This window comes from Serratia sp. G204Y, from assembly GCF_051172435.1.
In the GTDB taxonomy this organism is placed as follows: Bacteria; Pseudomonadota; Gammaproteobacteria; order Enterobacterales; family Enterobacteriaceae; genus Serratia; species Serratia sarumanii.
Window position 1 is genome coordinate 54,437 of record NZ_JBPIZA010000008.1, and the last position, 18,406, is coordinate 72,842.

General features: G+C 61.4%; 19 protein-coding genes. 7 read left to right on the forward strand and 12 right to left on the reverse strand.

The features are described 5' to 3' along the window. Positions 1–27: 27 nt before the first annotated feature. Genes ACSBQQ_RS23130 through rfaD form a run of 4 tightly spaced genes read right to left on the reverse strand, consistent with a single transcriptional unit; the run spans position 28 to position 4,157 of the window. Positions 28–1,194, reverse strand: coding sequence for a glycosyltransferase (locus tag ACSBQQ_RS23130; protein ID WP_033654528.1), 1,167 nt, complete (start codon positions 1,192–1,194; stop codon positions 28–30). Further along, a complete protein-coding gene (gene rfaC, locus ACSBQQ_RS23135; RefSeq protein WP_060429412.1) occupies positions 1,191–2,156 on the reverse strand; it encodes a lipopolysaccharide heptosyltransferase RfaC in 966 nt (321 codons plus the stop codon). Before rfaC ends, ACSBQQ_RS23130 begins: the two co-directional genes overlap by 4 nt. Positions 2,157–2,158: 2 nt before the next feature. After that, positions 2,159–3,205 carry an ADP-heptose--LPS heptosyltransferase RfaF gene (gene rfaF / locus ACSBQQ_RS23140; protein WP_033649730.1) on the reverse strand — a complete coding sequence of 349 codons (1,047 nt, stop codon included), beginning with the start codon at positions 3,203–3,205 and terminating at the stop codon, positions 2,159–2,161. Positions 3,206–3,227: 22 nt separating this feature from the next. Continuing rightward, positions 3,228–4,157 (reverse strand): ADP-glyceromanno-heptose 6-epimerase, encoded by a 930-nt coding sequence (gene rfaD, locus ACSBQQ_RS23145; RefSeq protein ID WP_016929696.1) that lies wholly within the window; start codon positions 4,155–4,157, stop codon positions 3,228–3,230. A 240-nt stretch (positions 4,158–4,397) separates the two neighbouring features. On the opposite strand from rfaD, the gene kbl reads away from it, so the two are divergent. Both kbl and tdh read left to right on the forward strand, forming a co-directional pair. Then, positions 4,398–5,594, forward strand: coding sequence for a glycine C-acetyltransferase (gene kbl / locus ACSBQQ_RS23150; RefSeq protein WP_033636462.1), 1,197 nt, complete (start codon positions 4,398–4,400; stop codon positions 5,592–5,594). A 9-nt stretch (positions 5,595–5,603) separates the two neighbouring features. Next, entirely contained in the window at positions 5,604–6,629 is a 1,026-nt protein-coding gene (tdh, locus tag ACSBQQ_RS23155) for an L-threonine 3-dehydrogenase (RefSeq protein WP_016929697.1), read from the forward strand. 41 nt (positions 6,630–6,670) lie between these two features. On the opposite strand, the gene ACSBQQ_RS23160 is transcribed toward tdh, so the two are convergent. From ACSBQQ_RS23160 to gpmM, 3 genes are read right to left on the reverse strand one after another with little or no spacing between them, the layout of a single operon-like run. Then, the gene (locus ACSBQQ_RS23160) at positions 6,671–7,621 is read right to left on the reverse strand and encodes a divergent polysaccharide deacetylase family protein (protein WP_047570032.1); all 951 of its coding nucleotides are present in this window, start codon (positions 7,619–7,621) and stop codon (positions 6,671–6,673) included. 2 nt (positions 7,622–7,623) lie between these two features. Next, on the reverse strand, positions 7,624–8,958 hold the full coding sequence (gene envC, locus ACSBQQ_RS23165; RefSeq protein WP_033649727.1) for a murein hydrolase activator EnvC: 1,335 nt from the start codon (positions 8,956–8,958) through the stop codon (positions 7,624–7,626). Between the two features lie 9 nt (positions 8,959–8,967). Continuing rightward, complete coding sequence (gene gpmM / locus ACSBQQ_RS23170; RefSeq protein WP_060429411.1) at positions 8,968–10,512, reverse strand: 2,3-bisphosphoglycerate-independent phosphoglycerate mutase; 1,545 nt, start codon at positions 10,510–10,512, stop codon at positions 8,968–8,970. 297 nt (positions 10,513–10,809) lie between these two features. Here gpmM and ACSBQQ_RS23175 point away from each other — a divergent pair, with 297 nt between their 5' ends. The 5 genes from ACSBQQ_RS23175 to cysE all read left to right on the forward strand — a co-directional run bounded on the left by ACSBQQ_RS23175 (position 10,810) and on the right by cysE (position 13,993). Next, the gene (locus ACSBQQ_RS23175; protein ID WP_033649725.1) at positions 10,810–11,244 is read left to right on the forward strand and encodes a rhodanese-like domain-containing protein; all 435 of its coding nucleotides are present in this window, start codon (positions 10,810–10,812) and stop codon (positions 11,242–11,244) included. 28 nt (positions 11,245–11,272) lie between these two features. Further along, a complete protein-coding gene (gene grxC / locus ACSBQQ_RS23180; protein WP_004931142.1) occupies positions 11,273–11,521 on the forward strand; it encodes a glutaredoxin 3 in 249 nt (82 codons plus the stop codon). A 57-nt stretch (positions 11,522–11,578) separates the two neighbouring features. After that, positions 11,579–12,049 carry a protein-export chaperone SecB gene (gene secB, locus ACSBQQ_RS23185; protein ID WP_004931139.1) on the forward strand — a complete coding sequence of 157 codons (471 nt, stop codon included), beginning with the start codon at positions 11,579–11,581 and terminating at the stop codon, positions 12,047–12,049. Next, on the forward strand, positions 12,049–13,068 hold the full coding sequence (gene gpsA / locus ACSBQQ_RS23190; RefSeq protein WP_033636456.1) for an NAD(P)H-dependent glycerol-3-phosphate dehydrogenase: 1,020 nt from the start codon (positions 12,049–12,051) through the stop codon (positions 13,066–13,068). The genes secB and gpsA overlap by 1 nt, the downstream gene beginning before the upstream one ends. Before the next feature lie 103 nt (positions 13,069–13,171). Next, the gene (gene cysE / locus ACSBQQ_RS23195) at positions 13,172–13,993 is read left to right on the forward strand and encodes a serine O-acetyltransferase (protein ID WP_004931135.1); all 822 of its coding nucleotides are present in this window, start codon (positions 13,172–13,174) and stop codon (positions 13,991–13,993) included. A 61-nt stretch (positions 13,994–14,054) separates the two neighbouring features. Here cysE and ACSBQQ_RS23200 read toward each other — a convergent pair whose 3' ends face one another. The 5 genes from ACSBQQ_RS23200 to cpxR form a co-directional block, all read right to left on the reverse strand. Then, positions 14,055–14,726 (reverse strand): DUF3313 domain-containing protein, encoded by a 672-nt coding sequence (locus ACSBQQ_RS23200; protein ID WP_033649724.1) that lies wholly within the window; start codon positions 14,724–14,726, stop codon positions 14,055–14,057. 104 nt (positions 14,727–14,830) lie between these two features. Beyond that, on the reverse strand, positions 14,831–15,604 hold the full coding sequence (locus tag ACSBQQ_RS23205; RefSeq protein ID WP_049212135.1) for a CHAD domain-containing protein: 774 nt from the start codon (positions 15,602–15,604) through the stop codon (positions 14,831–14,833). Positions 15,605–15,655: 51 nt separating this feature from the next. Next, positions 15,656–16,129 carry a tRNA (uridine(34)/cytosine(34)/5-carboxymethylaminomethyluridine(34)-2'-O)-methyltransferase TrmL gene (gene trmL, locus ACSBQQ_RS23210; protein ID WP_033636451.1) on the reverse strand — a complete coding sequence of 158 codons (474 nt, stop codon included), beginning with the start codon at positions 16,127–16,129 and terminating at the stop codon, positions 15,656–15,658. Between the two features lie 43 nt (positions 16,130–16,172). Further along, positions 16,173–17,567, reverse strand: a complete 1,395-nt coding sequence (gene cpxA, locus ACSBQQ_RS23215) for an envelope stress sensor histidine kinase CpxA (RefSeq protein WP_033636450.1) — start codon at positions 17,565–17,567, stop codon at positions 16,173–16,175. Continuing rightward, complete coding sequence (gene cpxR / locus ACSBQQ_RS23220) at positions 17,564–18,262, reverse strand: envelope stress response regulator transcription factor CpxR (RefSeq protein ID WP_004931124.1); 699 nt, start codon at positions 18,260–18,262, stop codon at positions 17,564–17,566. Before cpxR ends, cpxA begins: the two co-directional genes overlap by 4 nt. Positions 18,263–18,406 lie beyond the last annotated feature (144 nt).

Consider the following 18,406-nt stretch of genomic DNA (forward strand, 5'->3'; position numbering starts at 1 on the left):
GGGCGTATTTTCCGGCTCACGTTTCAATTAAGCGATAAAGGATCGCAGCGTGTCGTCGAATTCAACTTTGAACTGAGCATAGTTGAAATGTTCCGCAGGATAGCGCTGCGCATTTCGGCTCAGAGTCTGGTAGGTTTCTCGCTCCAGCAATTTCTCAACGGCATCCGCACAGTCGATATGCGACAGCAGCTTGGGCGCGACCAGGCTGTCGGTCAACGGATCGTAGACCTCATGCGGGAAGTCGACCTCGATATCGGTGAGCTGCCGGTGTTGTTCGATGGTGACCGACGGCGTCAGGCCAATGCCGCAGACCCCATCTTTCACCGCTTCCGGCTGGCCGTCGACCTGCGGGAAGATGACCGGCACGCCGAAATAGAGCGATTCCATGCAGGACAAGCCGAACGGCTCGGTGATCGGCGTGCTCATGTAGATGTGCGTGCGATTGAAGAAGCCGGCGACGTCATCCTGATAACCGCTGAAGGTGACGCGATCGCCGAGCTGTAGCCGGGCCGCCAGCGCCTCGAACGCCGCGCGATCCGGCCCTTTGCCGGCTACTTCCAGCGTGACGTCATGCCCGCGCCGCAGCAGTTCCTGCATCATCAATAATGACACGCTGATGCCTTTCAGGCTGACCAGGCGTGAGGCAGTGCCGATCCTGACCGGCTGCGACAGGGTTTTCGGCGCAGTATCGATCCCCGCCGGTGTTTTGATGCGGTTGATCACCACGTGATTTGGGCAAGGCAGATTAAAGCGCAGCTCCATCACCCGCTTCGACGCGTGTGAGGCGGAAATGACGCCGTCCAGCATGGCGAAGAAACGCAGCGTCTTTTTATTCTTGGGGTAACGCCAGGAGCAGCCGTGATCGTAGTAAACCAGCTTGCCGCGCTTGGGTTTGGCCGCCAGCCCCGGCACCAGGTCCCAGACGATCACCACGTCGGCGTTCGCCCGCTCGATTTTCCACTTCAGCAAAAATTTGCGCAGGAACTGCGGGCAGCGCAACGGCAGCGCATTGATCAGGCGGTTGGCGAAGGTGACGGGCTGATGCGCAGGCAACTGGCGGCGGATTTCTTCGCCAATGTCGCCGCTGATGCACAAGACCTGGTTGCTGCCGTCGGTGGTATCGTTGATGTACTGCAGGAACAGGCGTTCGACGCCGCCCATTTTACCCAGGTTGATAATGTGCAGTTTTTTCATGCTATAACCTTTTGCAACGCCTGCCATGCCGTATCGGCGTCGATTGTCGCCATGCTTTTTTCCGGCGAAATCAACGAGTGCTGATTTTGCCCGTAGCCGCCGATCAGGCCGGGATCGGTCGGCCCGAACAGCGTGATGTTCGGTTTGTCGAGCGCGGCGGTCAAATGGCTGAGCCCGGTGTCGACCGAGACCACGCCCTTGGCGCCGGCCAGCACCTCGGCCACCTGCTGCAGGCTGAGCTTCGGCAGCACTTCGACATGTGAAAAACCTTCCGCCAAGCGCAGCGCGCGCTGATGTTCATGCTCTGCACCCCACGGCAGTTTGATCTTCAACCCGCTGTCCGCCGTCAGCGCGATCAGCTCGCGCCAGTTTTGCTCCGGCCAGTGCTTGTCGTCACGCGTCGTCGCGTGCAAAAACACCAAATACCGCCCGGCATCGGCCGGCGGGCTGCTGAGAAAGCGCGCGGCGATGGCGTAATCGCCGTAGCTGCCCGGTTTATCGTAGCCAAGGCTTTTGGCGAACAGTTCGCGCGTGCGTTCCACCGCGTGCTGCTGCTTGTCTATCTCATGGCGCACGTTGTAGAACCAGCTGGCGAACGGCTCGCGCGCGCTCTTGCAGTCCAGGCCATGTTTGTCGCCTTTGGCGATGCGCGTGATCAGCGCGGCGCTTTTGATCAGGCCCTGCGCGTCGATCACTACGTCATAACGGCGTTCTTGCAGCGCGCGCTTGAAGTCGCAGCGCTGTTGCCGGGTGTCGTTGCCGAACCAGTTCTTGCGCCAGCGGCGAATGGCCACCGGGATCACGCGATCCACCGCCGGGTGCCAGGTCGGGATTTGGCTGAAACCTTCTTCCACCACCCAGTCGAAGCGGATATCGGGAATGGCCTGCAGCGCGTCGGTCAGGGCGGGCAGCGTATGCAGTACGTCCCCCATTGAGGAGGTTTTTACGATTAACACCTGCATGACTATTCCTCGCTGGCGACAAGTAGCGGCGTCAGCGCATCCAATACTTGCTGCGGCTGAATATCGATCAAACTTTGGTGGTATCCCTGCTCGGCATCGCCCTTGCGCACCTTGTGGTAGCCGCTGATCAGGCGAATTACCCGCGCCTTGTCCGAGAGCGGCGGCGTGAAGTCGGGGCTGCTTGGGCCGTACAAGGCTATCAGCGGTTTATTCAACGCTGCGGCAACGTGCATTAAACCGGAGTCGTTGCTGACCACCGCCCGGCAGGCCGCGATCAGGATCACCGCCTGCTCCAGCTGGGTTTTTCCGGCCAGGTTAAGGCAGAAATCGCGGGCGTCTTCCTGCAGCGCGGCGCGGATCTGTTCGCCGGCCTCGTGATCTTTCGCCGAGCCGAACAGCGCGATCTGATAGCCGTTCTCGATCAGCCGCTGAGCCAGCGTCGCGTAGTGATAGTGCGGCCAGCGTTTGGCGGGGCCGAACTCCGCGCCCGGGCAGAAGCCGACGATCGGCCGGCTGTCGGTCAGGTTGAAGGCCGCGGTGGTGTCGGCGATCTCTTCGTCGCTCACCTGCAGCTGTGGCCACAGCAGCGGCTGCGGCAGATCGTCGGCGCGCTGAATGCGGCCTTTGTCATAGGCCAGCGCCACGTAGCGTTGCACCATCAGCGGGAAGGCCGCCTTGTCGAGCACGCGGACGTCGTTCAGCAGGCCGTAACGCATTTCGCCCCGCCAGCCGGTGCGCTGCGGGATATCGGCGAAGAAGGGCACCAGCGCGGATTTGAACGAGTTGGGTAGAACGTAAGCGCGATCGTAACGGTTGGCGCGCAGGGCGCGCCCCAGGCGGCGGCGCTCGCCGAGCCCCAGCGCGCCGTGGCCCAGCGGCATCGCCAGCGCCTGATTGACTTCCGGCATGCGCGCCAGCAGCGGGCGGCACCAGGCCGGCGCCATCACATCGATCTCCGCCGACGGGTATTCGGCCTTCAGGGTGCGATAGAGACTTTGCGACATCATCATGTCGCCAACCCAAGAAGGGCCGATAACCAGTATTTTCATACCCAGCGTTAATTCCTTCAGCTTATGCGGTGCGGTTCAACCAGGCCATATACTCTTTCACCCCTTCGGCGACCGTTTTGAACGGTGCGTCGTAGCCGGCGGCGCGCAGCTTGGTCAGATCGGCCTGGGTGTACGCCTGATAGCGGCCCTTCAGCTTCTCCGGGAACTCGATGTATTCCACCGCGCCCTTCTGGTGGAAGTCCACCACCGCGTCGGCCACCGCCTGGAAGGTTTCCGCCCGGCCGGTGCCGCAGTTGAAGATGCCGGATTTGCCGGTTTCCCAGAACCACAGGTTAACCGCCGCCACGTCGCCGACGTAGATGAAGTCACGCTTGAAGTTTTCGCTGCCGGCGAACAGTTTCGGGTTTTCGCCGCGGTTGATCTGGGTATTCAGGTGGAAGGCGACGCTGGCCATGCTGCCTTTGTGGCCTTCGCGCGGGCCGTAAACGTTGAAGTAGCGGAAGCCGCAGATCTGCGAGTCCGCTTCCGGCAGGATCTCGCGCACGTACTGATCGAACAGGAATTTGGAGTAGCCGTACACGTTGAGCGGCGCTTCATACTCACGCTCTTCGATGAACTCTTCGCGGCCGCCGTAAGTGGCGGCGGAGGAGGCGTACAGGAACGGGATTTCGCGATCCAGGCAGTAGTGCAGCAGGTCTTTGGAGTACTGATAGTTATTGTCCATCATGTACTTGCCGTCCCACTCGGTGGTCGCGGAGCAGGCGCCTTCGTGGAAGACCGCTTCGATATCGCCCAGATCGTCACCGGCCACGATGCTGGCGATAAAGTCTTCTTTATCGATATAGTCGGCGATGTCCAGATCGACCAGGTTGACGAACTTGGTGCCGTCTTTCAGGTTATCCACCACCAGGATATCGCGATATCCCTTGTCGTTCAGTGCCTTAATGATGTTGCTGCCGATCATGCCGGCGCCGCCTGTGACGATAATCATTGGGTTACCCCTGCTAAGCTGCCTGGCGGGGCACAATGCCCCACGCTCAATGGCGGTTATAATAGCATTTCATGCCGCGGCAAACAGCGGAAGGGCTCCGAATATCCCGCATTGCCATTGAAGTCCGCTTTTTGCCGTGATATCTGCTGCAATTTTAATATTCTCTCCCGCGCATTCTCGTCAGTTTGGTTACAAATCAGTAAAATATGCCGCAAATAGCCCAATCCTGGAGATAACCGAATGTCAGCGTCTTTTTATCAGCAGTTGGAACAACAGCTTGCCGCCACTCGCAGTGAAGGGCTGTTCAAGGAAGAACGCATCATCACCTCCGCGCAACAGGCGGATATCGCCGTCGCCGACGGCAGCCATGTGATCAACTTCTGCGCCAATAACTACCTGGGCCTGGCCAACCATCCGGCGCTGATCGCCGCCGCCAAGTCGGGCATGGACAGCCACGGTTTCGGCATGGCGTCGGTGCGCTTCATCTGCGGCACCCAGGACAGCCACAAGCAGTTGGAACAGAAACTGGCGGCCTTCTTGGGCATGGAAGACGCGATCCTCTACTCCTCCTGCTTCGACGCCAACGGCGGGCTGTTCGAAACCCTGCTCGGCCCGGAAGACGCCATTATCTCCGATGCGCTGAACCACGCGTCGATCATCGACGGCGTGCGCCTGTGCAAGGCCAAGCGCTATCGCTACGCCAATAACGACATGGCCGAGCTGGCCGCGCAGCTGAAGCAGGCCAAAGCCGACGGCGCGCGCCACATCCTGATCGCCACCGACGGCGTCTTCTCGATGGACGGCGTGATCGCCAACCTGAAAGGGGTGTGCGATCTGGCGGACGAATACCAGGCGCTGGTGATGGTGGATGACTCCCACGCGGTGGGCTTTGTCGGCGCCAACGGGCGCGGCACCCATGAATACTGCGAAGTGATGGGCCGCGTCGATATCATCACCGGTACGTTAGGCAAAGCGCTGGGCGGCGCGTCCGGCGGCTACACCGCCGCCAGGAAAGAAGTGGTGGAGTGGCTGCGCCAGCGTTCGCGCCCGTACCTGTTCTCCAACTCGCTGGCGCCGGCGATCGTCGCCGCGTCGATCAAAGTGCTGGAACTGCTGGAAGAGGGCGATGCCCTGCGCGATCGCCTGTGGGCCAACGCGCGTCTGTTCCGCGAAAAAATGACCGCCGCCGGCTTCACGTTGGCCGGCGCCGATCATGCCATCATCCCGGTGATGCTGGGTGAGGCGAAGCTGGCGCAGGAATTCGCCAATGCGTTGCTCAAGGAAGGCATCTATGTGACCGGTTTCTTCTATCCGGTGGTGCCGAAAGGCCAGGCGCGCATCCGTACCCAGATGTCCGCCGACCACACCCCGGAGCAAATCGAACGCGCAGTGGCGGCGTTTACACGTATCGGTAAGGATCTTGGCGTTATTGCATAAGGTAAAACCATGAAAGCACTGTCAAAACTGAAAGCGGAAGAAGGGATTTGGATGACCGACGTGCCTCAGCCGGAGCTGGGTCACAACGACATCATGATCAAAATCCGCAAAACCGCGATCTGCGGCACCGATGTGCATATCTACAACTGGGACGAGTGGTCGCAAAAAACCATTCCGGTTCCGATGGTGGTCGGCCATGAATACGTCGGCGAAGTGGTGGCGATCGGTCAGGAAGTCAAAGGCTTCAGCATCGGCGATCGCGTGTCCGGCGAAGGCCACATCACCTGCGGCCATTGCCGCAACTGCCGCGGCGGCCGCACGCACCTGTGCCGCAACACCGTCGGCGTGGGCGTGAACCGTCCGGGCAGCTTTGCGGAATACCTGGTGATCCCGGCGTTCAATGCCTTCAAGATCCCGGATAACATCTCCGACGAACTGGCTTCGATCTTCGATCCGTTCGGCAACGCGGTGCACACCGCGCTGTCGTTCGATCTGGTTGGGGAAGACGTGCTGGTGTCCGGCGCCGGCCCGATCGGCATCATGGCGGCGGCGGTGTGCAAACACGTCGGCGCTCGCCATGTGGTGATCACCGACGTTAACGAATACCGCCTGGAACTGGCGCGCAAGATGGGTGTGACCCGCGCGGTGAACGTCAGCAAGGAAAACCTCAGCGACGTGATGGCCGAGCTGGGCATGACCGAAGGGTTCGACGTCGGTCTGGAAATGTCCGGCGCGCCGCCGGCGTTCCGCACGCTGCTCAATGCGATGAACCACGGCGGACGCATCGCCATGCTGGGCATTCCGCCTTCGGATATGTCGATCGACTGGAACCAGGTCATCTTCAAAGGGCTGTTTATCAAAGGGATTTACGGCCGCGAAATGTTCGAAACCTGGTACAAGATGGCGGCGCTGATCCAGTCCGGTCTGGATTTGACCCCGATCATCACCCACCGTTTCTCGATCGACGAGTTCCAGCAGGGCTTCGACGCCATGCGCTCCGGCAAGTCGGGTAAAGTGGTGCTGAGCTGGGATTAATCTCGGCTGATGTGAAAAGGGCCGGAATTCCGGCCCTTTTTTTACGCTTGCGGTTTGGCTTGCGTCCAGTGCTGCCAATGACGCTTGATGAAGGTCACCGGCGGCGAGGTGGCGATGCTGTCGGCGATGACGCCCAGCGCGGTGCCGGCGTTGGTTTTTTCCTTCGGCGGTTTGACCTTGCACTGCTTGATGCCGCCGCTGAACGGGTTCTTCGGCTGCGGTTTTTGCGGTTTGACCGGCGGTGGGACGTAGCCGCCGCCGTTGCCCTGCGGTTCGTTCAGCAGCGCGCTCGGCTTGACCAGCACGATATCGGCGGGCAGCGACGGCAGCATCTGCTGCAGCACCTTCACCGTCGCCGGGCGCGGGTGGCCGATGGCAATGGCGGAGCCGTTGCGCCGCGCCAATTCGACCGCGCGGTTGAACTGGCGGCGGATGTCGGCTTCGTTCGCGGTATCGTCGAGGAACACCTTGCGTTTGATCACCTTCACGCCGGTGCCGGCCGCGGCGCGGGTCGCCTGGCTGCTGCCGATGGTCATGCTGTCGAGGAAATACAGTCGGTAGCTTTCGAGCGCCTGCATCACTTTCTGCATGCCCGGCAGGCTGGAGGTCATGGCGCTGCCCATGTGGTTGTTCATGCCGACCGCGTAGGGCACGTTATTCACCGCGTTGCGGATGATGCGCTGGATCTCGTCGCTGCTCATGGAAGGCTGCAGGGTATCGCGCTCCAGCGGCTGCTTGCTGAGCGGCGCCATCGGCATGTGGATCAAGACTTCGCGGCCCTGGCTGTGGGCGCGGGTGGCCATCAGGCGGGCATGCGGCGCGTTGGGCAACACCGCGACCGAGATCGCCGTCGGCATTTGCAGCACCGCGTTTTCTTCGTGAGGGCGGTAGCCCACGTCATCGATGACGATGGAGAGTTTTCCTGCCTGCGCAGCGTAAACCTGCAGCAGACAGCCTATTAACAGAGCTGTACGGGTTTTGACATAGCGCAAATCTATCTTCCCAACCACGGCAGTGGGTTAACCGCCTGTCCCTGACGACGGATTTCGAAATAGAGCGACGGCGTTCCCTGGCCGCCGCTGGTGCCGACCAGAGCGATCGGCTGGCCGGCGCGCACCTGCGCCCCGACGTTGACCAACGCGCTCTGGTTGTAGCCGTACACGCTCATGTCGCCTTTACCGTGTTCGACCACCACCATCAGGCCATAGCCTTGCAGCCAGTCGGCCAGCAGCACGCGGCCATCGGCGACGGCTTTCACTTCGCTGCCTTCGCGGGCTTCGATCACCATGCCTTTCCAGCGTAGCTCGCCCTGCTGCTGTTCGCCAAAGCCGTGCAGCGTGCGCCCGCGCACCGGCCACATCAGCTGGCCGGCCGGACGACCGAGGCCGCCGGTTCGCGCCATCAGCGAGCGATCGGCTTCGCTAGGTTTGTAGGTGGTGCCGGTTTTCTTCGCCTGCTGCTCCTTGATGCGCACCTGTTCGCGCACCTTGGCCGCTTCACGCGCTTCGCGTTCGGCGCGCGCACGGGCTTCGCGCTCCGCCCGGGCGATCTTGTCGCGCATGCGGGCTTCGTTCTGGCGCAGTTCCACCAGGCGTTGTTGGTCTTTTTCCAGCGAGGCTTCCAGCGCGGTCAGCGTTTTCTTGCGGGCACCGCGCGCCTGCTCCAGCTTCTGCTGCTGCGTCTGTTGCTCGCCCAGTAAGGATTTTTGCTGGCCCTGTTTGGCCACCAGCGTGGTTTTTTGCTTCGCCAGCTCGGCGCGGGTCTGCTTCAGCTCTTCGATGGTTTTCTGACGCGCTTCGTTCAGATAGCCGAAATAGGCCAGAATACGTTCGCTGCGCTGGCTTTCTTCACCGCTGAGGATCAGCTGCACGGCGCTGTGCTGCCCTTGCCGGAAGGCGGCGTCGAGCTGTTTGGCGAGGAGGTTTTGTTGGGTTGATTGCTGCTTTTGCAGTTTGGCTATCGAGGCGTTCAGGCCGGCAATGTCTTTGCCCAACTGGGTGAGCGTGCTCTGGGTGTCGCGCAGCTGGCGGCTGGCCTGGGCGATGGTTTTTTCCTGCTGACGCAGCTGATCCTGCAGCGAGCTGCGCTGCTGTTGCTGCTGCTTCACCGCCTTTTCTTTCTCGGCGATGCTCTGCTGGATGTCTTTCAGCTGGGATTTATTGTCCTCCGCCGCCTGGCCGGCGAGCGGCAACAGCAAGACGCCAGCGCAAAATACGCTGGCGCACATGGCGGTGAACGTCCTTGGCGCGGTGCGTTCAGGCAGCGGCCGGCTGCCTGCGTTTGCGCTTCGGGTTACCCTTGATAGTGCAAAAAACGCCTTCTCCCTCATGGAGAAGGATTATTCCACGATGAACAGCGGCTTACCAGTCATCTCTTGCGGGATTTCCATTCCCATCAGCGTTAACAGGGTTGGCGCGATGTCCGAAAGCTTGCCGCCTTCGACCGCCCGCGCCGGTTTACCGACGTAAATCAGCGGCACCGGCAGGCTGGTGTGGGCGGTGTGCGCCTGGCCGGTGGCCGGATCGCGCATCTGCTCGGCGTTGCCGTGATCGGCGGTGATCAGCAGCTGACCGTCGACGTCGCGCACCGCATCAACCACCTGGGCGATGCAGGCGTCCAGCGTTTCCACCGCTTTGACCGCCGCTTCATACACGCCGGTATGCCCCACCATGTCGCCGTTCGGGTAGTTGCAGATAATGGCGTCGTATTTGCCGCTGCGGATGGCGCTCAGCAGCTTGTCGGTCAGCTCGGCGGCGCTCATCTCCGGCTGCAGATCGTAGGTGGCGACCTTCGGCGAGTTGACCAGCACGCGGTCTTCGCCCTTGAACGGCGCTTCCACGCCGCCGTTATAGAAGAAGGTGACGTGGGCGTATTTTTCGGTTTCCGAGATGCGCAGTTGGGTTTTGTCGTGCTTCATCAGCCATTCGCCGAAGGTGTTGGCCAGCGACGCCGGCGGATAGGCGCAGGCGGTCGCGATATCGGCGGCGTATTCGGTCAGCATCACGAAATCGCCGAACTGCACCTGTTTGGCGCGCGGGAAACCGTCGAAATCCGCGTTCACGAAGGCGCGGGTGATCTGGCGCGCGCGGTCGGCGCGGAAGTTCATGAAGATCAACGCGTCGCCGTCCTGCATCGCGGCATCGGCCTCACCGGTGGCGCGGATCACGGTCGGTCTGACGAACTCGTCGTTTTCACCGCGCTGATAAGCGGCCTGCAGCCCGGCGATCGCATCCTCGGCCACGGCGTCGCCTTTGGCCGCGGTCAGCAGGTCATAGGCCAGCTGCACGCGATCCCAGCGGTTGTCGCGGTCCATCGCGTAGTAGCGGCCGATCAGCGAGGCGATGCGCCCGACGCCCAATGCGGCGAAGGCGTCGCGGCAGCGTTGCAGCGGGGCTTCGGCGCTGCGCGGCGGCGTGTCGCGCCCATCGAGGAAGGCGTGCAGATAAACCGCTTTGGCGCCGCGTTGGGCGGCCAGCTTGATCATGGCCAGAATGTGCTCGTCGTGGCTGTGCACGCCGCCCGGCGACAGCAGGCCCATGATGTGCACCGCCTTGCCGGCCGCTACGGCCTTATCGACCGCGGCGGTCAGCACCGGGTTGGCGAAGAAGTCGCCGTCGGCGATCGCTTTGTCCAGCCGGGTCAGATCCTGGTACACGATGCGCCCGGCGCCCAGGTTGACGTGGCCGACTTCGGAGTTGCCCATTTGCCCATCGGGCAGGCCGACATCCAGCCCGGAGGCGGCGATCAGCGTATGCGGCTGCTCCCGCCACAGGCGATCCATCACCGGAGTGCCGGCGTTCAGGATCGCGTTGTCCTGCCGCTCTTCACGGTGGCCGTAACCGTCCAGGATCACCAGAACCATCGGTTTTTTGTTGCTCGACATTGCATTGACCTCTTATGAACTTTTTAAGCTGCGAATAGCCATGCGCCCGCCGCAAGCATGGCTATTCACCCTCGAAAAACCGGCTGATTTTACATCGCCGCCGGCGATAAATAGCCCAAAGAGATCAAGGTTGCGGCGAATCGCGCGGGCTTTTATGCTCTGACGTCGGGAATTTCTCAGCGCAGCCCGCAGTTTCTGCAATCGCGCTTGCTTATTGGCTGTATTTGCCGCACTCGGCAGGTATACTCTGGAACCTTGACTTATTTATCCCTTAACTGACGGGAGTTGTTACACCCCATGCTGCAAGAAATTATGCCATTCGTAAGCAGACACCCTATTCTGAGCCTGGCTTGGATCGCTCTGCTGGTCGCCGTGATCGTCATGACCTTCAAAAGCCGTTTCTCCAAGGTCAAAGAGATCGCCCGCGGTGAAGCTATTCGTCTGATCAACAAAGAAGAAGCCGTGGTGGTCGACACCCGCAGCCGCGACGATTTTCGCCGTGGTCACCTGGCCAACGCCATCAACCTGACCGCCAGCGAAATCAAAAGCGGCAGCCTGGGCGAGCTGGAAAAACACAAAGCGCAGCCGATCATCGTCGTGTGCGCCAACGGCACCGCCTCCCGCGAGCCGGCGGAGAACCTGAGCAAGGCCGGTTTTGAAAAGGTGACTATGCTGAAAGACGGCATTTCCGGCTGGAGCGGAGAAAACCTGCCGCTGGTGCGCGGCAAGTAACCGTTTAACCTATTTGAGGTGGCAATCCATGGCTAACATTGATATCTACACCAAAGCGACCTGTCCGTTCTGCCATCGCGCCAAGGCGCTGTTGAACAGCAAGGGCGCGGCGTTTAACGAGATCGCCATCGACGGCGATAACGCCAAGCGCGAAGTGATGATCGAGCGCAGCGGGCGCACCACCGTGCCGCAGATTTTCATCGATGGCCGGCATATCGGCGGCTGCGATGATTTATATGAACTCGATGCTCGCGGCGGCCTGGATCCACTGCTTTAAGCAGCTTGCCGGTTCACCGAGTGTCAATAAGGACGTTTAACCAAGGGTATTACTCACATGTCAGAACAAAACAGCACCGAAATGGCTTTCCAGATCCAACGTATTTATACCAAGGACATCTCTTTCGAAGCGCCGAATGCGCCGCAGGTTTTCCAGCAGGAATGGCAGCCGGAAGTTAAACTTGATCTGGATACCGCGTCCAGCCAGCTGGCTGACGAAGTGTATGAAGTGGTACTGCGCGTAACCGTGACGGCGACCCTGGGCGAAGAGACCGCGTTCCTGTGCGAAGTGCAACAGGCGGGCATCTTCTCGGTAGCAGGCATCGAAGGCACGCAGCTGGCGCATTGCCTGGGCGCATACTGCCCGAACATCCTGTTCCCGTATGCGCGCGAGTGCATCACCAGCCTGGTTTCCCGCGGTACGTTCCCGCAGCTGAACCTGGCACCGGTCAACTTTGACGCGCTGTTCATGAACTATCTGCAGCAGCAGGCGGAAGGCGAAGGTGCCGCACCACATCAGGATGCCTGATGAACACCGTCAATGCTTCAATGACTGTCATCGGTGCCGGCTCGTACGGCACCGCATTGGCCATTACGCTGGCGCGTAACGGCCACACCGTGGTGCTGTGGGGGCATAACCCCGCGCAAGTTCAAACGTTGCAGCAAGATCGCTGCAATCAGGCGTTTCTGCCCGACGTTCCCTTCCCCGATACCCTGCTGCTTGAAGCCGATTTGGCGCGGGCGCTGGCGGCCAGCCGCGACGTGCTGGTGGTGGTGCCGAGCCACGTGTTCGGCGACGTGCTGCGCCAGCTGAAGCCGCATCTGCGCCCGGACGCCCGCATCGTGTGGGCTACCAAGGGGCTGGAAGCGGAAACCGGCCGGTTGCTGCAGGACGTGGCGCGTGAGGCGTTGGGCGAGGCGATCCCGCTGGCGGTGCTCTCCGGGCCGACGTTCGCCAAAGAGCTGGCTGCCGGCCTGCCGACGGCGATCGCGCTGGCGGCGACCGATGCGCAGTTCGCCGACGATCTGCAACAGCTGTTGCACTGCGGCAAGAGCTTCCGCGTCTACAGCAATCCCGATTTCATCGGCGTGCAGCTTGGCGGCGCGGTGAAGAACGTGATCGCTATCGGCGCCGGCATGTCCGACGGTATCGGTTTTGGCGCCAACGCCCGCACCGCGTTGATTACACGCGGGCTGGCGGAAATGAGCCGTCTGGGTTCTGCGCTGGGCGCCGATCCTTCGACGTTCATGGGCATGGCGGGGCTGGGGGATCTGGTGCTAACCTGCACGGACAACCAATCGCGCAACCGCCGCTTCGGCATTATGCTGGGGCAGGGCAAAGGCGTGCAGGAAGCGCAGGACAGCATCGGTCAGGTGGTCGAGGGCTATCGCAATACCAAAGAGGTGTTGGCGCTGGCGCAGCGGCACGGTGTGGAAATGCCGATCACCGAACAGATTTATCAGGTGCTTTACTGCCATAAAGACGCCCGCGAAGCGGCGCTGAGCCTGCTGGGGCGAGCCCGAAAGGACGAAAAACCCAGCGCGTGACATAAAACGATATGTCGGGGCAGCATGCTGACCCCGCTAATGACCTGGGCCGCTTCGCGCTACCGTGTGAAGCGGCCCGTTTGGCAAGGCAGAGAGGAATGTGATGTCGTCAGAAGAGTTGGAACAGGTCTGGAACAGCATTAAATCAGAAGCGCGAGCACTGGCTGATTGTGAACCGATGCTGGCCAGCTTTTTCCATGCGACGTTGCTCAAGCACGAGAACCTGGGCAGCGCGCTCAGCTATATGCTGGCCAACAAGCTGGCGACGCCGATCATGCCCGCCATCGCGGTGCGCGAGGTGGTGGAAGAGGCCTACAAGTCCGACAACCAGATGATCGTGTCGGCGGCGCGCGATATCCTCGCGGTACGGCTGCGCGACCCGGCGGTCGATAAATACTCCACGCCGCTGCTTTACCTGAAAGGGTTCCATGCGCTGCAGGCTTACCGCATCGGTCACTGGCTGTGGCAGCAAGGGCGGCAAGCGCTGGCTATCTACCTGCAAAATCAAATTTCCGTCGCCTTCGGCGTGGACATCCACCCGGCGGCGACCATCGGCTGCGGCATCATGCTCGACCACGCCACCGGCATCGTGATCGGTGAAACGGCGGTGGTGGAGAACAATGTCTCTATCCTGCAGTCGGTCACCCTGGGCGGTACCGGTAAAACCAGCGGCGACCGTCACCCGAAAATCCGCGAAGGGGTGATGATTGGCGCCGGCGCCAAAATTCTCGGCAATATCGAAGTGGGCAAGGGCGCGAAGATCGGCGCGGGCTCGGTGGTCTTGCAGGCGATACCGCCGCACACCACCGCCGCCGGCGTGCCGGCGCGCATCGTCGGGCGGCCGGAGAGCGATACGCCGTCGATGGATATGGACCAATACTTTAACGGCACCAATCACGGCTTCGAGTACGGCGACGGCATTTGAGCGCCGTCTTTGCAGCCATTCAGGGGGAGCTTCGGCTCCCCCTGTGTTTTCCAGGCGGCGGTCAGCCCTGTTTCGGGAAGTTGGTGATATCGGTGACGATGTCGTCGATCGCCGCCTTGACGTCATCCGCCGTGACCGGCGTGCTGTCGTTGTTGACGGTTTTACCGTAGGCCTTACGTACCACTTCCATCACCGTTTTACCGGTATCCTGGTCGATCAGCTCGCCTTCGATATACAGCGCGGTATTTTGCGTCCGGTGCCCGGTAGCAGCCATGGTGCTGGCGACCACGGCGGCGACCGGCACCACCTCATAGAATTTCATGTCTTCATTTTCGGCGGAAACGGCGGTGATGGCGAGCTTGGCCACCAGCACGCGCGAGCCCGTCGGGCTTGGCAGAATGGTGAAGCGGTTCTGCAGCGCGGTTTTGATCCGCTGGGTCGCGTAGGTCTTAATCTTGTTCAGCGTGTCCTGGCTGACGCGCGCCGTGGGTTTCTCCGCCGGGAAATAGACCACCGGTTGGAAATAGAGGCCGCGATAGTTGGATTCCTTGTAGCTTGGATCTATCCAGCGCAGCGTTTTATGGCCGCTTGGCGAGGTGGTTTCCTGCAGTTTGCTGTAATCGGACAAGAAGCCCGAATACTGCGACGTTTGGGTGACTTTGGACGAACAACCCGCCAGCAACAGGCCCGCTGCCAGAATCGCCATGGCAACGCTCAAGCGTTGTTTCTTCATATGGTTTCCTATGATGAGTGGTGATTACCCTTACAAAACATAGCGCATTATCTGCGCCTCATCGGGCATTTTCGGGGCCGGGCGTGCCCTGCCGCGGCCTTTTTTCAGGATCGTGATGCGCCGCCGGTTTTCGCCGCCAGCGCCGATGATAAGGCGGCGAGCAAGTCGTCCGCCTTGGCCAGCGTCTGGCGTTGCTCAGCTTGCCACCGGGGCAACAAGGGCCAGAGATCCGCCTGATGTTCTGCCTGCAGGCACCAGACCTCACGATCGTGCCAGTCGCCGAGAGCGCTTTGCGCCGCCTTGAGGCCCGCCATCGCGGCGGGAGAGAGGGGAAGGCGTTGCGGATAGGCTTCGGCCGCGTAGCGCAGGCGCTTTATCAGCAGCCGCAGGCGGTGGCGATCGTAGCCGGTATCGGCCAATGCCCGGCGCAATTGCTGTTGCTGGCGCTGCAGGCGTCGGTTCAGGCGGTGTTTGGCGGTGCGTCGCGCCGTGCGGCGGAAGCGGCGCGGCCAGGCGTGCAACAGCGAGGGAAAGTCGATGATCTGCGGATGGGCGAGCAGTTGACGGTAGCGGGCCTGAAGATCGCTCTGGCGCACGTTGGCCTGCCAATCCAGGCGATGGCGCGCCAGTTCGGCGATCAGCACCTCGAGATCGCGCAACGGCGTCGTGAGCCTGCCCAACTCGGCGGCGGCCCGATCGAGCCGCGTTGCGCCGGGGCAGCCGCGCAACGGGCGCAGCAGGCTGCGAATGCGGCGCAGACAGACGCGCAAGTCGTGCAGCGCTTCGGTGTCTTGCGCCTGTTGCAGCCGCAACAGCGCCTCGTTCAGCGCCGGCTCAAGCCGGCGAAGCTGGGTGACAATATCTGCGACGAAAACCATGTGCCGTGCTCTGGAGAGGATGACCCTTTCAGTATGGCGCGTCGTCGCGGATTACGCCTTGATCAGCGCGCCGGCATAGTCCAGCTGCCGCCAGGCCTCATACACGACCACCGAGACGGCATTCGACAGGTTCATGCTGCGGCTTTGCGCCTGCATCGGGATGCGGATTTTTTGCTGCGCAGGCAGCGCATCGAGGATATCGGCGGGTAACCCGCGCGTTTCCGGGCCGAACAGCAGGTAGTCGCCGGCCTGATAGCTGACGGCGCTGTGCGCCGGCGTGCCTTTGGTGGTGAGGGCAAACAGCCGTTGCGGCTTTTCGGCGGCGAGAAAGGCGGCGTAATCGGCATGACGGCTGACGCGGGTGAACTCATGGTAGTCCAGCCCGGCGCGGCGCAGGCGCTTGTCGTCCCACGGGAAACCCAGCGGTTCGATCAGGTGCAGGTTAAAGCCGGTATTGGCGCACAGGCGGATGATATTGCCGGTGTTGGGTGGAATTTCGGGTTCAAATAAAACGATGTTCAGCATGTTGCAGGCCCCTCGTGAACGAGGGGCGCAGGATAGCAAACTCTTACTGTTCTGTCTTAGTCGACAGACGTTGATGATGCAGCGGTAGCCACAGCACCAACCGCAGGCCGCCAAGCGGGCTGTCTTCGGCCTTCACCCAGCCGCGATGCTGGTTGATAGCCGCCTCGACTATTGCCAGGCCGAGGCCGGTGCCGCCGGATTCGCGGTCGCGCGCCTCGTCGGTGCGATAGAACGGACGGAAGATCTGCTCGCGGTCTTCGGCGCTGACGCCGGGGCCGTCGTCGTCAACCTGGATGGTCACGCCCTGATTGTCGGCGCTGAACGCCACGGCGATGCGGGTGTGCGAATAACGCAGGGCGTTGCGCACGATGTTTTCCAACGCGCTGTCCAGCGCGCTCGCGTTGCCAAACAGCGTCCATGGGCCGGGCGGCGCGGTGATCTCCAACTGCTTGCCCATCTGTTCCGCTTCGAAACGGGCGTTGTCCAGCACGTCGGCCCACAGTTCGTTGGCCTTCAGCTGCTCGCGCGCCAGCTCGCTCTTCTGCTGACCGCGCGACAGCGCCAGCAGATCGTTGATCATCGAATCCAGCCGCTGCGCTTCGGTTTCGATGCGCGCCAGTTCGTGGCCTTCGCCGTGGCGGCGGCGCATCAGCGCGGTGGCCAGCTGCAGGCGCGTCAGCGGCGTGCGCAGCTCGTGCGAGATGTCCGATATCAGGCGTTGCTGAGCATTCATCATGCGTTCCAGCGCGCTGACCATCTGGTTGAAGCTGGCGCCGGTGGCCAGGAATTCCTGCGGGCCGGCCTCCAGTTCCGGATGCTGCTTCAGGTTGCCGCGCGCTACTTCATCGGCGGCGTTTTTCAGTTTGCGCGCCGGTTTCGCCAGGCTCCAGGCCAGCCACAGCAGCAGCGGGGCGCTGATCAGCATGGTGACGATCAGCAGCAGCAGCGGCCGGTCGAACATCAGGTTGATGAAATCGGATTGCGGGCTGTTGGCGGGACGGATCAGGTACAGCTGGTAGTTGTCTTCGCCGTCGCGCACCGCGAACGGCCCTACCAGCTCGACGCGGCCGTACTTTTTCTTCTTCGGATGATCCGAGTTGTCGGATTGGCCGATGAAGTTGCGGACGATCTGCATTTCATTGCGCTGCGCGCCGATCACCCGGCCTTCGCTGGTGACCAGCAGCAGGCGTTGGCCCGGCGGCGCCCATTTGTCGATGGCGCGGAACAGGCGGCGCCACCACATCAAATCGTTGGCCGGATCGTTTTGCAACTCGGCCTCGACGTGCTGTTCCAGCATCAACCCCTGCCGCTGTTCGCTGTCGAGCAGCGAGGTCATTTGGCGGGAGTCAAGCTTGGGCACCATCAACACCAACATTAGCACCAGGGCTAACGTGAACCAGAAAATGGCGAAGATGCGTGCCGTCAAACTGTTGATCATGTTGCAGATACCATCAAATAACCACGCCCGCGCAGGGTTTTGAACCACGGATGCCCGTCTTTGCGATCCGGCAGCTTACGCCGCAGGTTGGAGATGTGCATGTCGATGGCGCGATCGAACGGGGTCAGGCGTTTGCCCAGCACTTCCTGGCTCAGCAGTTCGCGCGACACCACCTGGCCGAGATGCTGCGCCAGCAGGTAAAGCAGGGTGAATTCGGTGCCGGTCAGATCCAGCACCTGGCCGTCGAAGCTGGCCTCCTGGCGACCGGGGTTCAGCTGCAGGCCATCGACATCCAGCGTCGGGGCGCCGCTGTCGACCTGCTGCTGCTGTTCGCTCCAGTTGGAACGGCGCAGAATGGCGCGAATGCGCGCGACCAGTTCGCGATCGTTAAAGGGTTTCGGCAGGTAATCATCGGCACCCAGCTCCAGGCCCAGCACGCGGTCCAGTTCGCTGCCGCGCGCGGTCAGCATGATGACCGGCGTCTGGTGATGTTGGCGCAGTTCTTTCAGCGTATCGATGCCGTTTTTCTTCGGCATCATGATGTCGAGCAGCAGCAGATCGACGGAGCTGTCCAGCAGCGACAACGCCTGCTCGCCATCGTGCGCGACGACGATATTAAAACCTTCCATTTCAAGCAGTTCTTTTAACAGCGAGGTCAACTCGCGGTCGTCGTCAACTAACAGAATCTTGTTCATTATGATTTACCTCCAGACGCAAAATACGTCATCAACTGTTGCCATTCCATGACTTTACGTAGTTTTACATGCACTGACGCAGGTTTTCAGGTGTAGCGGTACACTGCTCCTCGTTGATTCGCAAAGTGAGAAAGCTTGAGGAGT